22 protein-coding genes are annotated in these 20383 nt (G+C 67.7%); 4 read left to right on the plus strand and 18 right to left on the minus strand.

What is annotated here, in order from left to right:
* Nucleotides 1-36: 36 nt before the first annotated feature.
* Genes IY716_RS09025 through IY716_RS09035 form a run of 3 tightly spaced genes read right to left on the minus strand, consistent with a single transcriptional unit; the run spans nucleotide 37 to nucleotide 3270 of the window.
* Nucleotides 37-1527, minus strand: coding sequence for a bifunctional PIG-L family deacetylase/class I SAM-dependent methyltransferase (locus IY716_RS09025; protein ID WP_218221195.1), 1491 nt, complete (start codon nucleotides 1525-1527; stop codon nucleotides 37-39).
* On the minus strand, nucleotides 1514-2548 hold the full coding sequence (locus IY716_RS09030; RefSeq protein WP_218221196.1) for an acyl-CoA dehydrogenase family protein: 1035 nt from the start codon (nucleotides 2546-2548) through the stop codon (nucleotides 1514-1516). The genes IY716_RS09025 and IY716_RS09030 overlap by 14 nt, the downstream gene beginning before the upstream one ends.
* Nucleotides 2545-3270: a glycosyltransferase gene (locus IY716_RS09035; RefSeq protein WP_218221197.1), complete on the minus strand. Its 726-nt coding sequence runs from the start codon at nucleotides 3268-3270 to the stop codon at nucleotides 2545-2547. Before IY716_RS09035 ends, IY716_RS09030 begins: the two co-directional genes overlap by 4 nt.
* 92 nt (nucleotides 3271-3362) lie before the next feature.
* Between IY716_RS09035 and IY716_RS09040 the strand changes: the two genes are divergently transcribed.
* Nucleotides 3363-4463 carry an SDR family oxidoreductase gene (locus tag IY716_RS09040; protein ID WP_218221198.1) on the plus strand — a complete coding sequence of 367 codons (1101 nt, stop codon included), beginning with the start codon at nucleotides 3363-3365 and terminating at the stop codon, nucleotides 4461-4463.
* A 17-nt stretch (nucleotides 4464-4480) separates the two neighbouring features.
* Here the strand turns inward: IY716_RS09040 and IY716_RS09045 are convergent, their stop codons facing one another.
* The 6 genes from IY716_RS09045 to IY716_RS09070 form a co-directional block, all read right to left on the minus strand.
* Complete coding sequence (locus tag IY716_RS09045) at nucleotides 4481-4888, minus strand: VOC family protein (RefSeq protein ID WP_218221199.1); 408 nt, start codon at nucleotides 4886-4888, stop codon at nucleotides 4481-4483.
* A 9-nt stretch (nucleotides 4889-4897) separates the two neighbouring features.
* Entirely contained in the window at nucleotides 4898-5362 is a 465-nt protein-coding gene (locus IY716_RS09050; protein ID WP_218221200.1) for a helix-turn-helix transcriptional regulator, read from the minus strand.
* 71 nt (nucleotides 5363-5433) lie between these two features.
* The gene (locus IY716_RS09055; RefSeq protein WP_218221201.1) at nucleotides 5434-6789 is read right to left on the minus strand and encodes an ATP-binding protein; all 1356 of its coding nucleotides are present in this window, start codon (nucleotides 6787-6789) and stop codon (nucleotides 5434-5436) included.
* Nucleotides 6790-7072: 283 nt separating this feature from the next.
* Nucleotides 7073-8128 (minus strand): NAD(P)-dependent alcohol dehydrogenase, encoded by a 1056-nt coding sequence (locus IY716_RS09060; RefSeq protein WP_218221202.1) that lies wholly within the window; start codon nucleotides 8126-8128, stop codon nucleotides 7073-7075.
* Between the two features lie 132 nt (nucleotides 8129-8260).
* Complete coding sequence (locus IY716_RS09065) at nucleotides 8261-8701, minus strand: OsmC family peroxiredoxin (RefSeq protein WP_218221203.1); 441 nt, start codon at nucleotides 8699-8701, stop codon at nucleotides 8261-8263.
* 94 nt (nucleotides 8702-8795) lie between these two features.
* Entirely contained in the window at nucleotides 8796-9638 is an 843-nt protein-coding gene (locus IY716_RS09070; RefSeq protein WP_218221204.1) for an alpha/beta fold hydrolase, read from the minus strand.
* A gap of 137 nt (nucleotides 9639-9775) precedes the next feature.
* On the opposite strand from IY716_RS09070, the gene IY716_RS09075 reads away from it, so the two are divergent.
* Both IY716_RS09075 and IY716_RS09080 read left to right on the plus strand, forming a co-directional pair.
* Nucleotides 9776-10420: a TetR/AcrR family transcriptional regulator gene (locus tag IY716_RS09075; protein WP_218221205.1), complete on the plus strand. Its 645-nt coding sequence runs from the start codon at nucleotides 9776-9778 to the stop codon at nucleotides 10418-10420.
* The gene (locus tag IY716_RS09080) at nucleotides 10410-10955 is read left to right on the plus strand and encodes a DUF3995 domain-containing protein (protein ID WP_218221206.1); all 546 of its coding nucleotides are present in this window, start codon (nucleotides 10410-10412) and stop codon (nucleotides 10953-10955) included. Before IY716_RS09075 ends, IY716_RS09080 begins: the two co-directional genes overlap by 11 nt.
* A gap of 15 nt (nucleotides 10956-10970) precedes the next feature.
* On the opposite strand, the gene IY716_RS09085 is transcribed toward IY716_RS09080, so the two are convergent.
* The 5 genes from IY716_RS09085 to IY716_RS09105 all read right to left on the minus strand — a co-directional run bounded on the left by IY716_RS09085 (nucleotide 10971) and on the right by IY716_RS09105 (nucleotide 15791).
* Entirely contained in the window at nucleotides 10971-11999 is a 1029-nt protein-coding gene (locus IY716_RS09085) for a CorA family divalent cation transporter (protein WP_218221207.1), read from the minus strand.
* Nucleotides 12000-12004: 5 nt separating this feature from the next.
* Nucleotides 12005-13741: an ABC-ATPase domain-containing protein gene (locus IY716_RS09090; RefSeq protein WP_218221208.1), complete on the minus strand. Its 1737-nt coding sequence runs from the start codon at nucleotides 13739-13741 to the stop codon at nucleotides 12005-12007.
* Nucleotides 13738-14793: a hypothetical protein gene (locus IY716_RS09095; RefSeq protein WP_369699650.1), complete on the minus strand. Its 1056-nt coding sequence runs from the start codon at nucleotides 14791-14793 to the stop codon at nucleotides 13738-13740. The genes IY716_RS09090 and IY716_RS09095 overlap by 4 nt, the downstream gene beginning before the upstream one ends.
* Nucleotides 14794-14908: 115 nt before the next feature.
* On the minus strand, nucleotides 14909-15286 hold the full coding sequence (locus IY716_RS09100; protein WP_218221209.1) for a DUF2267 domain-containing protein: 378 nt from the start codon (nucleotides 15284-15286) through the stop codon (nucleotides 14909-14911).
* Nucleotides 15287-15434: 148 nt separating this feature from the next.
* Nucleotides 15435-15791, minus strand: coding sequence for a hypothetical protein (locus tag IY716_RS09105; RefSeq protein ID WP_255316483.1), 357 nt, complete (start codon nucleotides 15789-15791; stop codon nucleotides 15435-15437).
* A 92-nt stretch (nucleotides 15792-15883) separates the two neighbouring features.
* On the opposite strand from IY716_RS09105, the gene IY716_RS09110 reads away from it, so the two are divergent.
* Nucleotides 15884-16777 carry a UbiA family prenyltransferase gene (locus IY716_RS09110; protein WP_218221210.1) on the plus strand — a complete coding sequence of 298 codons (894 nt, stop codon included), beginning with the start codon at nucleotides 15884-15886 and terminating at the stop codon, nucleotides 16775-16777.
* Between the two features lie 3 nt (nucleotides 16778-16780).
* Here IY716_RS09110 and IY716_RS09115 read toward each other — a convergent pair whose 3' ends face one another.
* From IY716_RS09115 to IY716_RS09130, 4 genes are all read right to left on the minus strand, one after another.
* Nucleotides 16781-17893 carry an NAD(P)/FAD-dependent oxidoreductase gene (locus IY716_RS09115; protein WP_218221211.1) on the minus strand — a complete coding sequence of 371 codons (1113 nt, stop codon included), beginning with the start codon at nucleotides 17891-17893 and terminating at the stop codon, nucleotides 16781-16783.
* A complete protein-coding gene (locus IY716_RS09120; RefSeq protein ID WP_218221212.1) occupies nucleotides 17886-18587 on the minus strand; it encodes a methyltransferase domain-containing protein in 702 nt (233 codons plus the stop codon). Before IY716_RS09120 ends, IY716_RS09115 begins: the two co-directional genes overlap by 8 nt.
* Before the next feature lie 12 nt (nucleotides 18588-18599).
* Entirely contained in the window at nucleotides 18600-19682 is a 1083-nt protein-coding gene (locus IY716_RS09125) for a type III polyketide synthase (RefSeq protein WP_218221213.1), read from the minus strand.
* Between the two features lie 62 nt (nucleotides 19683-19744).
* Complete coding sequence (locus tag IY716_RS09130) at nucleotides 19745-20281, minus strand: DinB family protein (RefSeq protein ID WP_218221214.1); 537 nt, start codon at nucleotides 20279-20281, stop codon at nucleotides 19745-19747.
* Between the last annotated feature and the right edge of the window lie 102 nt (nucleotides 20282-20383).

The following is a 20383-nucleotide window of genomic DNA, read 5'->3' on the forward strand; positions in this document are numbered from 1 at the left end:
CGCTGTTCTCCTTCAGCGTGAACCGGCTCTTGCCACTCAGTCGAGGAACTCGGCCTGAGCCACGCTGGGGCTCGCGGGTCCCACGACGTCGATCAACATGTCACGATCCTCGTAGCTTCCATGCCTGGTCCAGCCCGGCACCGCGCGCAGCTCCTGGCGGATGTCCTCCGCTGAGCGGAAGGCCTCCGCATTCGAGTGGCGCCAGTGAACCGAGACGAGATGCCCGCCAACCTCCAGAGTCTCTGCGGCCCGGGTGAGGACGGCGCTCCATTGCGAATCACTGAGGTAGTAGGCAAGCTCGCTGATGACGATCAGGTCGAGAACACCCTGAGGCCAGTCCTCGATGCTGGCATGCTGGAAGGTCACGTTCTCGGCAGAGACCCGACGCGCGGCAGCCTGTAATGCTGAGCCGGAGATGTCGGTCGCGAGAACCTCATCGCAGCGCTGCGTGAGCAGCTCGGTCAGACCGCCTATGGAGCATCCGGGCTCGAAGGCCCGCCGGTATCGCGATCGAGGAAGCGCAGCCATCGTCAGGGCGTACTTGCGCTGCTCGTACCAGCGGCTGGTCACCCCCCAAGGGTCATCCCGCTCGGCATGGAGTCCCTCGAAATCCAGCGGAGTCCCTGGGAAGACGATCTGCTGGTCACGCAGCACCGTGGCCAGCATCGTGGCGGTGAGGACCGGTTCCCCTGGTCTCCGATCCACCGGTGAGCCCAGTGCGGTGCCCAGCTGAGAGGCGAAGGCGGCGACGGCGCGGCTGCGGACCTCGGCGAGCTCAGCATCAATGGGGATCGAGCGCGCCGCCGCCCACGGAACCGGGGACCGTGTCTGCGTCGGTGAGGTCGTCTCGGGCGGGGTGCTGTGCAGCCACAGCCACACCGGGTACTGCACCAGCGGTGCGTTGTGCTGCGTGGCCGCGGCCGTCGCGGCCTCCCCGCACGCGTCATGATCGGGATGACCGTCATGGGAGAGCGGGGCTGCAATAAGCGTGCCGCTGGGCATAGGCAGCAGCGCGGCACCGATTGCTTCGGTGAGAGATTCGACGTGGACGGCGAGCTCGCCGTCGGGCAGTCTCAGTCGAATGCGCTCCATGCCACTGTGATCACTCAGATCGGTGGGACCGCCCTGATGTTCCGGCCCGCCCGGCTCAGCACGGCCGCGCGGGATCAGGGAGCGCAGCTCTTCGAGGGCCGTCTCGGACTCTGCGGTCCGGATCTCGGCGAGCTGATCTGCGGGAATGGTGCTGGGCGGATGCGATCCTGTGCCGTCGGTGGCGGCCAGGATCTTCACCGGTGACCTGCCACGCACGGCGGCGGCGATCAGTGCCGCCGCGCCCAACACCTCGTCGTCGGGATGCGGCGCCACCACGAGCAGCCCCGGCAGATGCTGCGGGACCCACCGCCCTGCGTCGTCGACCTCGCCGATGCCCCAGCGCGGGACGCCCGCGTCGAAGTCCCGAAGGGCCGCAGCGACGCTGCGCGGAGTCTGCGTGCCGTGGAAGGTCGGCGCGGTCTCACCAGGTTCCATGGCCGTCTCCGATCAGGTCGTCCCAGCTGAGTCCGTTCTCGGCCATCACGGCGGGCAGCGCCGCCTCATCGGTCTCGGCGTGGGACTGGCGGATGTAGACGCTGAGATCGGCGACGCGCTGCGCGTGGGCTGCGTCTGAGGCGAGCGGCCCCGGTCCGAGTGCACGCCCGGTGCGGTCGATGACCTCAGCCGCTGTGCGGTCGATCAGGGTCCGCACCGCAAAGGCCTGCGCCTTCGCCAGCGGCAGGTTCCTCGGATCGGCGTCCACGGAGGCGGCTGTCCGTTCAAGCAAGGCCCAGCTCGCGCTCAGTGCCGCGGCCACGGCCCCGGCATGGGCGCGGAGGATCGGTGCGGCACTGGGAGTGGAGGCCCGGGTGAGCAGAGGAGCGGCGACGGCGCGGGCCGCCCCGTACCAGCAGGCGGCCACTCCGATGCCGCCGTGCCAGAAACCGGCGCGATCCAGGTAGTCCGCGTTTGTGCCCAGCGAGGTGGCGTGGACCTGCTCGAAAGAGACCCAGCCCGAGTCGCTGGCCGCCATGCCCACCGCGTGCCAGGTGTCCGCCACGGGCTCCACCCCGGGGGAGGAGAGGTCAACGGCGAAGAGCATCTTGGGCGGGGCGTCATCGGATGCCCCCGCGTCATCACCGTGCGCGGCAGGGGTGACGGGGGCACGGACGGTGGCGGTGACCAAGGCGTGGCTGCACAGCGACGCTCCGGAGCACCACGGCTTCGTGCCGGTCAGCGTCCATCCTTGGCCGCTGCGCTGCGCGGTCAGCACCGGTGACGGCGGTTCTGCGGCCCATACGCCCCACAGCTGGCCAGGGCGGACCAGCTCCGGCTGGCCCAGCTCGGCCGTGATGGCGACCGCGTCGGCATGAGCCTCATAGAGCCGACCCACCACCGTGTTCTGCGCCGTCACGCCCGCGAGTCTGCGCCACCGCGCAATGGTGTCTCCGTGACCAGGGAGCGCGGGCGTGCCGGCACGCAGGTAGGAGTGGACCTCCGCCAGAATCTCGTTCACGCGGGCAGGGCTGCCAGGGTCTGGGCGAACCCGCGCGGGACTCGCCCGTTGGTGCGTCGTGAGGTCAGGACGGGCATATCGGTCGCCGTGGCGATGCGCGCACCGGCCGCGCGGAATCGATGCACCAGGTCGACATCCTCATCGGCTTCGAGACTTCGGAAACCCTGGACCTCGCGGTAGCTTTCCGCGCTGAACGCGAGATTGGCTCCATGGATATGACCGTGGCCACCTGCGATGAACTTCCCGGTGTAATCACAGGCCCAGGCGCGTCCCAGGGCGTCCTTGCCCACGCGTGGGTCGAGTGACACGGTCCCGATGACGACGTCGGCACCCCGGTTTCGATGGGCGCTCTGCCTGCTGAACCAGTCCAGCGGAACCTGGCTGTCGGCGTCGGTGGTCGCCAGCCAGGGAGCGGCAGTCTGAGAACCTGGGCGAAGGGAGCCTGGCCCGGGCGCTGTTGCGCGGAGTCCATGCCGGAACCCTGCCGCCCGAGCGGCCCCCACGTTGTGCGCATCGATCTCCAGCACCTCGGCGCCTGCCTCGCGTGCCAGGGCGGCAGTCGCATCGCTGCAGGCATCTGCGACGACGATGAGGTGCACAAGCGCGCCGGCATGATCAGCTGCCGCGCGAACGGCGGTGACAGCGGCGAGCACCGTGGCCGCCTCATCGTGGGCAGGGATGACCACGAGGGTATCGAGTTCAGGGGCGGCAGCGGCACTCACGTGCTTGAGTCTAGGCGGTGGTCACAGGAGTCACGGCAGCAGTGACTCCTGCGCCGGGGAATTTCCGCCGTCTTCCGGTCCTTCCACCGAGCATGACCTCTGCTGTAGAAGACTCATTCCTGCCCGCCGACCGCACTGCCTTGATCGTGGGTGCCTCGGGCATCACCGGATCGGCCGTCGCTCGGCAGCTCGTCGCCGAGGGGTGGGAGGTGCTGGCCCTGTCCCGGAGTGCCGCATCTGCTCCGGGTCTGCGCGGAGTCGCCGCTGATCTTCGCGACCCTGAGAGCCTCGCCGCTGCGCTGGCCGAGCACCGGCCGACGCACGTGTTCTTCAGCGCCTGGCAGAAGCAGGACACGGAGGCGGAGAACATCCGCGTCAACGGCGCCATGCTGCGTGACCTGCTGGCGGCCCTGGAGCACGCTCCGCTGCAGCATGTGGCCATCGTGACCGGGCTGAAGCACTATCTCGGCCCCTTCGAGGCCTACGCCGCCGGCGCCACCCCCGATACTCCCTTCCATGAGGAGGAGCCGCGGCTGGAGACCCCGAACTTCTACTACGCGCACGAGGATGAGCTCTTCGCTGCCGCTGAACGTCAGGGCTTCACCTGGTCCGTGCACCGGGCGCACACCATCATCGGCCACGCCGTGGGCAATGCGATGAACATGGGCCTCACCATCGCCGTCCAGGCCACGCTGGCCAAGGAGCTGGACCTTGACTTCGTGTTCCCCGGCAGCGAGCAGCAGTGGAACGGGCTCACCGACATGACCGACGCCGGGCTGCTCGCTGAGCAGATGGTCTGGGCCTCCACAGACCCTGCCGGAGCGAACGAACCGTTCAACATCGTCAATGGGGACGTGTTCCGGTGGCGCTGGATGTGGCCCCGACTCGCGGCTGATCTCGGTGTCGCCCCTGAGCGTGTGCTTGGCTTCTCTGAGGCTCCGCGGCCGTTGGAGGAGCAGATGGCGCCGCACGAGTCCTCCTGGCCCGCCATCGCGGAGAAGCATGGGCTCGTCGAGTCCGACATCGGACGTCTGGCGTCCTGGTGGCACACCGACGCCGATCTGGGGCGGGACATGGAGGTCGTCACGGATATGGGCAAGAGCCGCGACGCCGGCTTCCTCTCACACCGCCGCACGGAGCAGGCCTTCAAGGATCTCTTCGCGCGCTACCGCGCGGGCCGTGTCATTCCCTAGGCCGCTTGGAGGCGGGGTCAGCGCTGGTTGATGCGCAGCAGGTTGCCCGAAGGGTCTCTGAAGGCGCAGTCGCGAACCCCGTAGTCCTGGTCGATCGGTTCCTGGACCACGTCAGCGCCGGCGGCCTCGAGCTCCTGATAGAACGCGTCCAGATCATCGACAGCCAGGGTCAGTCCGCCATAGCTCCCCTTGGCGATCAGCGAGAGGATCACGGAGCGTTCCTGGTCGGTGATCCCCGGGTCAGCGGCAGGGGGATGCAGGACGATGGAGGTCTCCGGCTGCCCGACGGGACCCACGGTGATCCAGCGCATGTCTTCGTAGCCCACATCTTGACGGACCTCGAAGCCCAGCAGGTCGCGGTAAAAGCGCAGTGCCGCCTCCGCGTCAGTGTGCGGCAGGAATGTGTAATGGATGGTGATGTTCATGGGGCAACTCTAAGCAGGCACCGGCGAGTGCGCTTCTCGATTCCCGACCTGTTTGCGCGCTGTGCTTCGGAGCGGTCTGCTGACCTGTTTCGCCAGGCAGGGCGGGATGCCCGCCAGGGCGTGTGTCTCGGTGCTGCGGTAAGTGCTCGGAGGGACCCCCACCAACTCAGTGAATCGGGTGCTGAAGGTTCCCAGGGAAGAGAACCCCACGGCAAAACACACCTCCGTGACGGTCATATCCGCCCGACGCAGCAGTGTCATCGCACGCTCCACCCGGCGAGTCATCAGGTAAGAATACGGAGATTCGCCGTAGGCCTGCTTGAACTGACGGCCGAGGTATCCGCCGGAGAGGTGAACGCTTCGGGCGAGTTCCTCGACATCGAGGGGTCGCGCATAGTCGCGGTCGATACGATCGCGGACTCTGCGCATCAGCTCGAGTGTCCTGCGCCGCTGTTCCTCGCGTGAGCTCCCCATGCAGGAATTGTCCCCGGGGAGCGGTCGTTGCGCGAGGGTTCGTTGCACGTGGGCTGGTCGAGCCTCGGTCGTCACGGCTCAGGATGGTCCTCGGCCTCGAGGACTTCGTCGGGTTCAACGGGCCACTCCGGTTCCGAGGCCAGCAGCTTCGCGGTGAGCAGCTCCTGGTCTGACATCAGCTCAGCCACTGCAGTGAGAAGGTCTTCGTCGCGGGCCTGGCGTCCCGCGGCCGCGGCGTTGACCACTGCCCGGCGGATGGCCTCCTTGGCGAAGGACGCCGTGATGCCCTCGGTGGATCCCGCGGCATCGCGAAGACCCTGCGGAGAGAACGTGAGCTCCTGAGAGTACAGAGTGAAGAGCTTGAGCCGTCCGTCGTGATCCGGCAGCGGGATCTCCATCGCCAGATCGACGCGCCCGGGTCGCTGCGCGAGAGCAGGTTCCAGTACATCCGCGCGGTTGGTGGTCAGCACGAAGGCCACGTCGGCGTCCTCGGAGAGACCGTCCAGCGTGTCCAGGATCTCGAACAGCAGGGGACGCCCGGCATCACCGAAGTCCCGGTCCTCCGCCACGAGGTCACAGTCCTCAAGGACCACCAGGGACGGCTGCAGCGCCCTGGCAGTTTCCGCTGCCATCGAGATGTTGCCCAGCGCCGGACCGGTGAGCACGATCACCGTGGTGGCCGCGTTCTCTCCGATGAGGTGTCGAACCGTATGAGTCTTGCCGGTGCCGGGAGGACCATAGAGGAGGATGCCGCGTTTGAGGTGTTGGCCGGCGTCGCGCAGCTGAGTCTTCATCTCCGAGAGTCCCAAGACATGCCGACGAATGCGAGCCAGGGTTCCGCTCGGGAGGATGACGTCCTCTGGCCGGATGCTGGGTCGATCGTGGAATCGGACACTGAGAGCCTCGTCCTGAAGGGTGCTGCCGGCCAAGGTGACATACTCCCCCCGAAGGGTGGAGTGGAGGTCCATGCACCGCCGAATCTCTTGGGAGAGTTCGTCTCCGATCGACTCGTCAGCACACATGATCTCCAGCTGCGACTGGGCATAGCCGAAGTTCTGGTTCTTCGTCTGCAGCACCGCAACGGCGTGCTCCTTATATCGCGCGACCCACAGTCCATTGACGATCACCCTGCGCCGGCGCTCGTGCCCCACAGGCATGGTCTCGTAGGCCAGGGCCCCCGTTTCGAACTGCTGGTAACGATCAGTCAGGAGTTCAGAGAAGCTCACCTCGCTCCCCTGCGCATAGCGCACGCCTGTGGGTGTGGTCTCGGGGAAGAGCGTGGTCAGCGCGATGTCCACATCCGCGTGACGCCACCAGGGAAAAGTGTGGGAGACAGTGTCCACGCTCAGCGGGTCTCGTCCGAAGTGCGCGGACAGAAGCTCCAGGTAGACACCTGGCGCCGCAGTCTCGCGTGCGGCCATAGTCATCTGCTCCATGAACTCGGTGAACGCAGTTGCGAACTGCTCTGTCGAGAGGTTTCCCGGGATAGCCAACGTGATCTTCCACCCATCTGAACTGGTGCTTCCAGTTCGAGACAGATGTTATGCGCAGGAACCCTCACTCCACCTCGTCTGGAGGCGATTGGCGACTTTAGTTCTCCCGCAGAGAGGTTGATGGCGGCATGACAAAGGCCCCGCCTCAGAGGGAGGCTCAGGGAGCTTCTCTGCGACGGGGCGTTCGGTGTTGCTGGGGTCGCTCAGAACCTCATGCTCAGGAGGCGTTCTCCAGCGAGGCGATGTCGATGACTGCGCGGTAGCGCACATCGCCCGAGACGACCTTGTCGTAGTACTCGGCGACCTGGTCGGCCTTGATCAGCTCGGTGGTGGCCGTGATGCCGTGTTCGGCGCAGAAGTCCAGCATCTCCTGGGTCTCAGGAAGACCACCGACCATGGAACCCGCGTAGTTGCGGCGCATGGTGAGCAGCGAGAACATCTGGAAGGACTGCTCCTCGCTCGGGGCTCCGACGTTGACCATGGTTCCGCCGCGGCCCAGCAGGCCGAGGAAGGAGTCCAGGCTGACGGAGGCGCCCACGGTGTTGATGATCAGGTCGAAGGTTCCGGCCAGTTCCTGGAACGCGCTGCCGTCTTCGGTGGCGCGGTAGGAGGTGGCGCCGAAGCTGAGTCCGTCTTCCTTCTTGCTGTCGGTGCGGCTGAGCACGGTGACCTCGGCGCCCATGGCGGCGGCGATCTTCACCGCGATGTGCCCCAGTCCGCCCATGCCGATCACGCCGACCTTTACGCCTGGACCGGCGCCGTAGCGCTTCAGCGGAGCATAGGTGGTGATCCCGGCGCAGAGCAGCGGAGTGGCGGAGGCGGCGTCCATGCCCTCGGGGATGCGCAGCACGAAGTGGTCACGGACCACGATCTGCTGGCTGTATCCGCCGTGAGTGGTCTCGCCGTCCTTGTCCTGACCGTTGTAGGTCGAGACGACGCCCTGGCTGCAGAACTGCTCCTCGCCGGCCTTGCAGGCTTCGCACTCCATGCAGGAATCGGCGAAGCAGCCGACGCCGACGGTGTCACCGACGGTGAACTTGGAGACGTCAGCCCCGACCTCGACCACGTCGCCGATGATCTCGTGGCCCGGGGTCATCGGGTAGCTGGCGCCGCCCCATTCATTGCGGACCTGGTGGATGTCGGTATGGCAGATGCCCGCATAGCGGATGGCGATGCGCACGTCGTCGGCGCGGAGGCTGCGCCGCTCGAGCGGGCGGCGGGTGAACTCGCCTTCGGCATTGTCGGCCTGAAGTGCGGTGACGGTCGTAGTCATAGAGATGGTCCTTCGTGTCGTGGCGCAGGGGTGCGCGGTGAGAGTGTCAGGAGACGCCGCAGGGCCGCGGCGGGCGATGAATGCGCGCCGCGGCCCTGCAGACGTGTGCTGGACCGATGTGGTCTTAGCGGATCAGCTCTCGAAGGTGGCGTCCAGAGTGATGTCCACCCCGGTGAGCGCCTTGCTGACCGGGCAGCCGGTCTTGGCTTCTTCGGCGGACTTCAGGAACGTGTCCTCGTCGATTCCGCTGACCTCACCGTGGACGATGAGCTTGATCCCTGTGAGCTTGAAGCCGCCGTCGGGATCTTCGCCGAGGGAGACCTCTGCGCGGATGTCGAGAGACTCCACGGTGCCGCCGGCGCCGGAGAGCACGGCGGAGAGCTGCATGGCGTAGCAGGAGGAGTGCGCCGCGGCGATGAGCTCCTCGGGGCTGGTGCTGCCGTTGGCCTCCTCGGCCGAGCGCTTCGGGAACGACACATCGTAGGTGCCGATCTTGGAGCTGCTGAGCTCGACCTGGCCGGAGCCCTCTTCGAGTGATCCGTTCCAGGCGGTGCGGGCTGTACGTGTAGGCATGATGTTTCTCCTTCGATTCGGTTGCTCAATGCGGATGCACGGAGCTGGTCTGTGTCAGTTTCTCGGCCGCGGCCTGACGCCGCCTGGACGTCGCTCAGCCGCGCAGGAAGGTCAGGAGCTGCTCGTTGACCTCCTGGGCATGGGTCCAGAGCATGCCATGGGGAGCGCCCTCGATCTCGTGATATCTCGCCGAGGGAAGGGCCTCATGAAATGGTCGCCCGGTGGAATCGATGGGCAGGATGTTGTCGGCCGTGCCGTGGACGATCAGTGTGGAGACCTCGGATTCCCCGAGCGCGACGACGTCGTCCCTGAAGTCGGTGAGCCAGGTCGGCTGCGCCCAGATCGAGGCATACGGTGCCGCCGCGTAGGCGAGCCCCTTGTTGGCTGCCAGCGCCTCTTCGCTGAGTCGACCGCCGAGGTTCTCCTCGGCGTTGAAGAAATCATTGAAGAAGCTGGTGAAGAAGGCGTAGCGGTCGGTGCTGACGGCTTCGAAGAGTCCATCGAACACGTCCTGCGGGACGCCCGTGGGGTTGTCCCCGGTCTGCAGCAGGAAAGGCTGGAGCGAGCCGAGGAAGACTGCCTTGTCCACTCGCTGGGTTCCGTGGTTCTTCAGGTAGCGGGCCACCTCACCGGTGCCCATGGAGAAGCCGACCAGCGCGGCGTCGCGGAGGTCGAGTGCCTTCATGACCGCGTGCAGATCCGCAGCATAGGTGTCGTAATCGTGGCCCGTGGTGGGGCGGGAAGACTTTCCGAACCCGCGGCGGTCATACGTGATGACTCGGTATCCGGCGTCCAGCAGAGCTGCCGTCTGCTTCTCCCAGGATGATCCGTCCAGGGGGTAGCCGTGAATGAGCACCACCGGCTGTCCTGCGCCGTGATCCTCGTAGTAGAGAGAGATGTCTGTGCTGTTTTCGGTCCCGACGGTGACGTGCGACAAGTCAGTTCCTCCTTCAGTCCGGAGAACGTTCGTTCTCCACTCCTCTCACCATAGGAGAACCATCGTTCTCTGGCAAGTACACTGGAATGACGGCACTGTGAAGAGCAACGGAAATCGAGGGAAAGAGAAGGGTCGGAATGACGCGTCAGGGGGACGCAGGATTGCGCGATTCGGGGGATCTCCGGCTGCGCCGAGCAGTCATCGAATCCGCCGATGCTCTCTACTACGCCCACGGGTTCCGCGCGGTGGGCATGGATGCGCTGCGCCAGCACGCAGGGGTCTCGCTGAAGCTGATCTACCGGCTCTTCCCGTCCAAGGAGTCCATCGTGCTCGCAGTGCTGGACTACCGGCACCAGATCTGGGCCGGGGAGGTCACGGCCGCCGTCGAGCGTGCCGAATCGCCCAGAGAGCGTCTGCTGGCGATCTATGACTACCTTGCCGGGTGGTTCCGCGCCGAGAACTTCCGCGGCTGCGTGTTCATCAACGCCTTCGGTGAACTCGCCACGGAGTCCCCCGCCGTGGCGGCAAAGGCCGCCGAGCACAAGCGTGACTTTCGCAACTACATGGATCAGCTCGCGATCGACGCCGGATTCTCCGCCGAGCTGGGTGACCAGCTGATGCTGCTCGCGGAGGGCGCTCAGGTCACCGCCGCGATCACCGGGGACGTGTCCATGGCGATGAAGGCCCGCCGCGCGGCGGAGATGCTGCTCAGCTTCGAAGAGACCCGTCCCACCGCCAGTTCTGCTGGAGGCGTCGGGGCCCCAGGCAGTCATGGCGGCTGAGTCGCAGGACCTTCCTGAGGGTCAGCACCGGACTGAGTCGCAGGACCTTCCTGAGGGTCAGCACCGCTCAGGGAGCGGGCTGATCTGGGGCGCTGCCGCGCTGGGTCTGCTCAATGCGGCACCCAGCTTCTACTGGGCCTTCGGCGGGGATGCGCTGCTGGACACCATCGGTCAGTGGCTTGTCGACCTGCGGGGACGCTATCCAGTTCTGATCGGGTCCGGCCTGCTGGGCATCGCGCTGGGTAAATCGGCGGCGGCAGTGGTCCCGCTGGTGGCGGTCTACGGACTGGCGGCTCGCCGAGCGCTGTGGTGGAACCTCTCCCGGGTCGTCGCACTGGCGCTGATCCTCTATGGCGCGGCCGGAACGGCGATCAACCTCGGGCTCCTGCTATGGCCTGGACTCACCGTGGAGGACCCGACGGCGCGATGGGGCCAGGCTCTGCTCTGGTACCCGATGCTCCTGCTCTGGGGGCTGGTGCTCAGCCTCGGGCTTCGGCGCAAGCGCGTCAGCATGGGTGGCCCGAGCCTGGAGTGAGGGTCCGTGCGCGGCTCAGAGCCAATTCCGGCGCTTGAAGACCAGCCACAGCCCCAGGCTCAGGCCCAGCATCAGGGCGAGTGCCAGCGGATATCCGGCGCTCCAGTGAAGTTCCGGCATATGGCGGAAGTTCATGCCATAGATCGAAGCGATGAGCGTCGGCGCGAACAGTATCGCCGCCCAGCCGGAGATCTTCTTGCTCTGCTCACCCTGGGCGTAGGAGGCGTCAGCCAGCCGACGGGTCGCCTCGTTCTGTTCGATCGTCAGAAGCGTGGAGTGCAGCGTCACAGCGTTCTCCAGGTGCGAGCGCAGCAGCTCGACGCGGTCGCGCATCCGCCGTGCCCGGCGGATGAGATCGCTCCAGATGGGAGAGGGGGCATCCTCAGCAGTTGATTCCGCGGCTGCGTCGGCGGCATTGGAACCGCCCTCCGAGGAGAGCGCCTCCAGGGGTCGCAGCGCCCACTCGCATCGGTGAGCCTCTTGGAGCAGCTGGTAAATCTTGTGTGAGAGCTCGGCATCCAGCCGGGCTTCCTGGAACAGTAGGCCCTCCATCTCTTCGACGGCATCCTCCAGGTGATCCAGGACCGCGGGATACTCGCGCAGCACGGCGCTGATGATCCCAGAGACCGCGTCGGCCGCGGTCAGGGCAGCGGGGCGTGCTGGCACCGCATCCAGCACGTTGAGCGGGGGAAGACCCTCCGTCGCCGTCTGCACGGTGATGATGAGGCTCTTCGCCGAGAGCACGCGCAGCTCGGCCAAGTTGAACTGCTGAGCAGCGGTGAGGCAGACCCGATGCAGCACAGCGGCGACCGACTCGTAGGAGGTCGAGGGGATCGACAGCCGGCTCCGGTTGCCCGCCAGGAAGTCCAGCTCGGCCTCCTGCAGACCAAGGCCCTCGGCCAGCGCGGCGAGGTCCGGTGCGTCGCGCGCCTGGAGGTCCACCCAGAGCAGGCCATGGGAGGAGGTGCGTGGCGCATCCACCGCTGAGAGATCGACAACGTAGACGCCGCCGTCGTCCCCGACTTCCCACATGCTGATGGCCATGGTGATCAGTCCCTGACTTTCAGGCCTCGGTAGCGGTTGAGCGCCGCGTGGATCTCGTGGGCGCGCGGACGTGCCAGATGCCCGGGATGACCCCGATGGGGAGAGAGGGACTCGAGCCCGGAGGCATCCACCTCCTGAAGCAGAGATTTGACCATGCTGGCGATATCGCTGACCCCGTCTGTGCGCTCGGCGAGCCGGTCCAGTGCCTTGGCGATGGCCTCGGTCTGGGCGGCATCGACGAGCTGGGCGACGGCGGCCAGGTCCACGTCCTCGCGGCCATACTGGATGGCGTCCCGGCCTCGGCCCCGAGCGGGCTTGGTCTTCTTCGCCGGGTGCAGCGAGTCTCGCTGTGGGATCCGTGCCGCGGCCGTTGCGAAGATCCCGGTCGCCGCGGCGGGAGCAGTGGCCGTGGCGCCAGTCGCGGGGAGCTCCGAAGCGGCGGGAGCGGCGTGCCGGGCCGCGATGCGGTGCGCCTCCTCAGTGACATCGCGCAGGGTGTAGTCCTGCAGGGCGATCACGTGATCGGCCACTTCGAAGAAGGCGCCAGAACCACCGGCCACCAGCACGGTGGAGACCCCGCGCTCGGTGAAGAGCGGACGGACCCGGTCCACGAAGGGGGTGATCGGTTCCCGCTGGGCCGGGATGAGCTCGCGCATGCGCTCGTCGCGGATCATGAAGTTCGTGGCTGAGGTGTCCTCGTCGATCAGCAGCGCGCTGGCCCCGGCCTCCACTGCTTCCACCAGGTTCGTGGCCTGGGAGGTGGAGCCGGAGGCATTGGTGCTGGAGAAGCTGCGGGTGTCCGTGCCCGAGGGCAGCCCGGAGATGAAGGGTGAGATGTCCACCCCGGCGGCGGCGCGACCATCTTCGGCGCGGATGGACACGGCGTCGTTGCGGGTGATGACCCATTCGCGGCCGTCCCCGGCGATATGCGGGTAGACGCCGCGCTCGATGGCGCGGAGCAGAGTGGACTTGCCGTGGTACCCGCCGCCGACGATCACGCTGACTCCCTCGGGGACGCCCATCCCGGTGAGGCTGCGGCCACTGGGGAGCTCGAAACCCACGCGCAGCGATTCCGGGCTGCGGAACTGGACTGCGGCCTCTGCGAGTGGGCGGTCGGAGTCCCCTGACCTGCGGGGCAGCACCGCGCCGTCCGCCACGAAGGAGACCAGGCGCCGCTCCGCCAGCTGGGCCTGCACGGCGAGCTGGTCGCGGTAGAGCGTGACGTGGTCCTGTAGGGCGGTCTGGTCCACGCTGGCGTGGAGCAAGGCGGTCTCGGCGATCCGCGGCAGCGTCTCCGTGAGCAGCCGCGCAGCTTTGCGACCCAGCGCCTTGCGTCCTGCGGCGGGCAGCCCGACGGTGAGGCGTGCTTCGATGAACTCCTCGGTGATGAGCACGCTGGTGCGCTCGAGCACCTGCTGCCCGGGCGTGCCGATGCTGATGGCGTCGCTCTCGGGCGAGGACGTATGACTTCCTCGCAGAGCCGCGGCGAAGGCGCGGGTGAGAAAGTCCCCGGTCGCGATCCGGCCCTCGCGGTCCGCCAGCAGTGCAGAAGGAAATCCTGCCTCTGTCCGGCTCAGGCGCAGTCGCATCAGGGAGGGCGGAGCGAACGGGTCGACCTGCACCTTGTCCACGAGGAGCCGGAAGGCACCGAGATCATAGGAGCCGGTCAGCTGCTTGTACGCGGCGTAGCCTCGGCCGTCCAGGGAGGTCAGTGTGCGCTGGAGCGTCTGCTGATCGTTCATGCGCCCTGAGTGTACTGGCGCTGGCGCTCGCGCTGCCCATGGGTCAGCCGGCGCAGATCGACCCCGGAGTCGAAGCTGGAGCCGATAGCGCCGGCGAAGACCCCCAGACCCGCGCTGAACCAGGCGATGTGCAGGTAGGTCGAGAGCTCCGCCTCGCGGCCGATCACAGTGGACATGTACTCGGCGTCGATGATGACCAGAGCGCCGAGGAAGATCGCCAGCACCAGGAACAGGTAGAGCACCATGATGCAGAACAGCAGCGTGATCACGGTGGAGCCGTTGTAGAGCGTCACCACGGTGGCCAGGCTGCGATTCTTGGGGCGGTCCCAGAGGCCGTCGCGCAGGATGAGCCAGAAGATCATGGTCGCGACGGCGGCGAGTCCCACCAGCAGCAGGCGTGTCGAGCTCAGCGCATCGGCCATCTGCCAGATGGAGCTGTAGAAGATGCCGAAGGCACCGGTCGCCGCACCGGCGGCCAACGCGCTGGAGAGTTTCGGGACTGCCCGCATCGGGTCATTGCCGAGCACCATTCCCAACACGGTGCGGGGGCCGCCGGTGAAGGTGTGCGCGAAGAGACCCAGCGCGGTGCCACGCTCGGTGTCCTGCCATCGGCTCCAGCGGGCGTCATACTTCTCCGGGTCCGGGCCGGTGCCTTCGGGCAGCAGGCGCAGCAGCGAGCCGGTGAAGACCTTCTGGATCCTGCGCTTGGTGGCCCAGGCGCCCAGGGTCGGACAGGAGACGATCGCGATGTTCTGCTCGGGGAAGATCTCGGAGATCAGCGGGTGTCCCTTGGTGTGGCGCGGGATCTCGGTCAGCATGATGACCGCGTCGGCGTCTTCATTCTCATCGTCGATCTCGCGCACGGCGCTGAGATCGAGGGTGTCATCGGGACGGATCTTGAGCATCCTGGTCTCGGAATACACCGAGACCTCGTCGCCGATGAGCCTGCGCGCTTCGGCGCTGAAAGATTCTTGGATGGAGTTGACCCGACGTGTAGGCAGGCCAGGGTCAGCCAGAAGCATGATGCGGAACGTGTTCACAGGTGTTGACACAGCCTCAGGTGCTCCTTAGCCGTCATAGAGAGCGGTCCCGTCCTAGAGACCAAAACCCCCGCTGGGCCGACGGCCCAGCGGGGGTTGAACCCGTAGATCCACGGGTGAGGTGTCTCTAGGCGAAGAGCGGAGCGAACCCGGTCGGCAGCTGCGAGCGCAGATCCTTGATCTCGCCCTCGGAGACCGAGTCGGCCAGGGTGGAGAACACTGCCTTGACCTGGGGGAGGGCGTCCTCGGTGCCGAGGTCCTCGCCCAGCTGACCGGCCACGCGACGCAGGAAGTCATCCACGTCATCGAGCGTCTCGGTCTCGGTCTGGGAGGTCAGCGGAGCCTTCAGCTCCTGGGGCAGCTGGGCAGCAAGATCGCTTGCTTCGCCCCCCTTGAGGCGCTTGCCGAGATTCTCCAGCACGACCGTGACCAGCTTGTCAGCCTGCGCGCGGTCGCTGGGGCCGCCCTTTTCGGAGACGGTCTTCAAGAATTCGTCGTGGCGCATATGATGCTCCTTCAGTTGCTCCGGCCAGCGGGCCGTGCGCGCCAACGGTTCGTCCGCTGGCGCGTGCCGCAGCTCTCAGGTCTGCGCACGGGCCTGTCTGACCGTTCTTCCTCCACCGTAAACACGGCGCCGGGGGGTCTGTCGAACTCTAGGCCCGAGCGATGTTCCACCCGGCGCGGATCAGCGGGACCTGCAGCGGCAGCCGAGCCAGGGCGACGGCGCGAGCCCGCGGGTGGCGCCAGTACTTCTTCACGGAGTATAGGTTCGCCGGGTAGACAGCCAGCATCAGGGCCGCCGTGCCCAGCCCTCCGGCGCGACGAGTCGCCGGGATCATCAGCGCGGCGGCGCAGCTGAGTTCGGCGACGCCACTGGCGTGGGTGATCCGGCGTCTGTCCCCCAGCTGTGGCGGCACGATCGAATCGAAGGGGGCGGGGTAGAGGAAGTGCAGCGCCCCGGTGACGCCGAGAAGCCCTGCCATCGCGGCGGCCTGCTGGTTCGTGTTCATCGAACTCCCTCTCCTGTGCCGTCGCACAGTGCGCCGGTGTGGTGGGTGCACCGTGACATGGAATGGTGCCCGCGCAGTGAGACACTGAGCCCATGACTGGGGCTTTTCTCCGAATGACACGCGGGCTGTGGGGTTCCACGCATCCTGGTCCCACCCTGGTCGTCACTGTACTCGCGGCCGCGCTCTCGGTCGCGGCGGGGCTCAGCCTGGGGCGGATCGTGCTGCTCGCGCTCGCCGTCTTCGCCGGACAGCTCTCGGTGGGCCTGTCCAATGACGCGCTGGACGCCGGACGTGATCGTGCGGTGGGCCGCACCGACAAGCCCATCGCTCGCGGCGACATCAGCCTGCGCACGGCATGGGTCGCCGCGGTCCTCGCAGTGGTGCTTGCGCTGGCGCTCTCCGCCCCGCTCGGTCTCGGAATGCTCGCCGCGCACGGGATCTTCCTCGCCTCGGCCTGGTCCTATAACGCGGGGCTGAAGGCGACACCGATCTCGATCCTGCCGTTCATCCTGGGATTCGGTGCCTTCCCCACCTTCGCCACGTTCGCCGCCCATGACCCGCAGCTGGCGGCCCCCTGGGCCTTGCTCGCCGGTGGCGCCCTGGGTGCGGCGATCCATCTGACCAACGTGCTGCCAGACCTCGACGACGACGCCCGCACCGGCATCTCGGGCCTGCCGCACCGGCTCGGTGCGCGTCCCTCGGCGGCGCTCGCGGCTGCCGCGGTGCTGGTCGGGGCGATCGCGGTGACAGCTGGGGCGACGGCGGTGACGGCCGGGGCGGCCGACGGGGAGATCCTGCGTGTCGATCTCACGCAGATCCCGGTCATCTCCTGGCTGTTCTTCGCCCTGGAGGTCGCGGTGGTCCTGGTGACATTGGTGCTCGCAGTGAAGGGACGCTCCGGGCGGCTGCTGTTTCGACTGGTCATGCTCGCGGCGCTGCTGCTGGCAGCACAGCTGGTGGCGGCAGGCGGTTCCCTCGCCGGCTGAGTCTCAGGCTGCGGAGTCGAAGCCCATCGCGTAGGCACGGGCGAAAAGCCTGCCGGTGCCCGGCCCCAGCATCACCTGGAGCCCGCCGCTGCGCAGCGTGTTCGCTGCTGGTCCCGCCGGTCTGCCCAGCCGAGTGTTCAGCCCGGCCAGGTGTCCCGCGCGTCGCGCCGAGCGGAGCCGGTTCTGCTCCCACCGCTGGAGGGCCTCCTCCGGGGCGGTCCCGGTGTTGATCCACTTCGTCAGCAGCGGGGCGAGGGTGGCGGCGTCGAGCAGGCCCAGGTTCATCCCCTGTCCGCCGATGGGGCTGACCTCATGGGCGGCGTCGCCGATCACCAGGAGTCGCCCGTTGCGCAGCTGCGGGGCGACGAACCGGCGCACCCCGAATCCCGTGACCTCGGCGGTGACCGATTCGCCATGGGCCGCCAGCACACGGTGCATGCGCTCCCGTCGCTGCTGCGGTTCGGTGGAGGCGTCGGGGGAGTCCCAGGCGACGAAGCGTCGTCGTCGTCCGGGCAGCGGGAAGGATTCCAGCACTCCGGAGGTCTCCAGGTGCACCACCGCTGTGCCCTGGTCCTGGCGAGCAGAGACCTCCGCGTCGGTCATGAGGTACCGGTCCGGATAGGTGCGCGCCACCGGGTCCCGATAGACCAGCTCTCGGGAGCGGGAGCCGCCGGCGAGGACCACGATCGGGGCGTGGCGGTCTCCGTGGCTGGTGCTCACCTCCACGTGCTCGGCCCGGGCCGCGAGCGCGCTGACCCGGACCCCGCGTCGCGGCTCCGGCGCGACACGGGAGATCACGGCTTCGGTGGCGGCCTGCGGCAGGGTCGCGACGAAGGGGAATCTGGTGGAGAGGCGGTCGAAGCGCACGGTGCCCAACAGGCGACCCTCGGATCGGGCTTCGCCGCGTCGCACGCGCACTGCGTGTTCCAGCAGCGCGGCCGTGAGTCCGGAGCGCTGCAGTGAAGCGAGCACCGGGGCGTGGATGCCGATCGCTCGGCTGTCGGAGCCGGGCTCCTCGCGCGCTTCGAGGACCTCCACGCTGATGCCGCGGCGGAACAGCTCGGCGGCGAGCAGCAGGCCCACCGGTCCGGCGCCGATGACGATGACCTCAGCCATGGCCGGGCCCCTGGGCGAGCAGCCGGAAGGGGGCGGGGGAGGAGACCTCCCAGGCCGGGCCCAGCGCGGCGGCGAGCTCGGCGCGCTGGTAGCTGCGCCGGATGGACCGCAGCCCGTCGGTGCGCAGGAAGGTGCCCGGGGCCACCGGGGTGATGGCCACCGCGTAGAGCCCGTAGGCGAGGCGACCGCGGGCGATGTCGGCGTGCAGCACGGTGCCGGAGGAGAGCTGCTGGGATGCGGCGGTGAACTGCCGCAGCTCCTCGGCATCGAGGTGGTGGAGCACATGGTTGGAGAGCACGAGGTCGAAGGTCTCCCCGCGGGAGATCAGCTGCTCCGCGTCTGCGCAGTGGAAGGTGATCCCAGGCTGGGCCCGGCGCAGCGCCGCCTCGTGGGCGCGCGGGTCCGGGTCGGCCCCGGTCCATTCCACGGTGATCCCGTCGGCCGCGGAGAGCTGGGCCAGCCGTGCGAGCACATCCCCGCCGCCGGAACCGAGATCCAGCACCCGGGCTGGCTGATCGAAGCTGGTCAGCAGGCTGCGCAGCCGTCGGCGGTAGATCAGGTCCCAGCCCGAGATCACACGATTGACCAGACCGAAGCGGCGCAGCGTGGCCTGCAGGCGCTGCGGATCGCAGTCGGGATCGTCCATGAGCTCGCGCAGCTGCTCATCGCGGGTGGAGAGGTCGAGGCGGCTCATCGAGGTCTCGGCTCAGCCGCTCTTGTGCATCAGCGCGGATTCCACGGTGAGCCCGGGGCCGAAGGCCAGCGCCGCGATCGGACCGGAAACCGCAGCGTCGTCCAGGAGCCGGCGCAGGATGAACAAGATGGTGGCGCTGGACATGTTGCCGTTCTCGCGCAGCACCGCCCGGGACGAGTCCAGCGCAGAGGGCTCCAGCTGCAGACCGGCTTCCACGCGATCCAGCACGCTGCGTCCCCCGGGGTGCACCGCCCAGGTCGACGGCGGCGGCTCCTCACCGAGGAAGCGGTCGAGGGCGGCGCGGATCTCGCGTCCGATGATGCGCGGGACCTCGGCGGAGAGCGTCATGTTGAAGCCGTGGTCACCGATGGTCCAGACCATGTCGGATTCCCCCTCGCTGGTCAACGCGGTGGCGAAGCGTTCCAGCATGATCCCGCCGGGCCGTCCCGCGGCGTCATCGGCGGTGACCACGGCCGCGGCCGCGCCGTCGGCGAAGACCGAGGCGGCCACGATCTGTTCAGCGTCGGCCGTGTCGCGGATATGCAGTGAGCACAGCTCCACGCAGACCACCAGCACCACTGCCTCGGGCTGCGCGGTGGTGATCTGAGAGGCCAGGCGCAGCCCCGGCAGGGCGGCGGCGCAGCCCATGAATCCGAGGTGGCTGCGTTCCACGGTCTCAGGCAGGCCCAGGTCGCGGATCAGCCGGTAGTCCAGCCCGGGCGCGAAGAACCCGGTGCAGGAGACCGTGACCACGTGGGTGACCTGGCTGGCAGTGATCTCCCCTTCGGCCAGAGCGCTGCGGGCCGCGTCGGCAGCAAGCTGCGGTGCGGCGTCGCGGTAGAGATCGTTGCGCGTGCCGGTGCCAGGGTTCAGCAGGGTGGCGCCGTCCCCGACGAACTGGCCGTCGGGAGACCCGCCCAGGCCGGTGAGCACCGTGTGGCGCGTCTCGATGCCGGCGGCGTCGAAGGCTGCTCCGATCAGCCGCCGGGTCAGCCGGCTCACGTCGGGCTGGTCGGCGAAGAAGGCGCGCAGATCGTGCTGCGGGACCGAGGTCTCCGGCAGGGCCGTGCCGATGGAGCAGATGCGCGCTGGCATGTCACCACTAAATCATGGTGGCGAGCTTTTGGTCGGCGGCCGACGCTGCGCGCCGTTCTCGTCTAGCGGGGCTGGTCGGCGTGGTCGGCGTCGAAAGCGTCCGCGCCCATCCCGGTGATGTAAGCGGCCTGATTGACATGTGCCACGGCGTCGAGGGAGACGCTGACCAGCCGTGCCGAGCGTGTCACCGGTGGATCCCACTGCTCATCGATGACCTCTTCCAGGTCCGCTTCGCTCAGCGAGTCCAGGTAGGTCAGCTGCGCCTGGACCACCGCGTCGAGGTGCTCCAGCAGCAGATCAGCGTCCTGGACGCGGATCTGGCGGGCCTGCTTCGGGGAATGTCCGAATCCCATGTCGTGCTCGCTCAGGCCGAGGTTGAAACGGGCGTCGAACCCCTGGGCGGTCCACACCGTCTCCGATCCGGAAAGCGTGGCGATCTGTTCGTCGATCTCCCGGGCCGCGTGCCAGAGCAGCCAGGCGATGGAGTTGTCATGGTGCGGATGCGCGTTCAGCAGGGTGGGGCTCAGCGCGGAACGCAGCGCCTGTGCCTCATCGCGGGGGCGCCGTGCAACATCTTTGAGAATCTCTACGCTGCTCATCGAGACCACCTGTTCTAGGGGTTGAGATAGGGGTTGAGATAGGGTCCGGCCCCAGTACACCAGCACGCGCAGAAATTTGCACCGAGCCGTGACGTGCACCCC

It is taken from the genome of Nesterenkonia sp. Act20 (assembly GCF_019173455.1).
In the GTDB taxonomy this organism is placed as follows: Bacteria; Actinomycetota; Actinomycetes; order Actinomycetales; family Micrococcaceae; genus Nesterenkonia.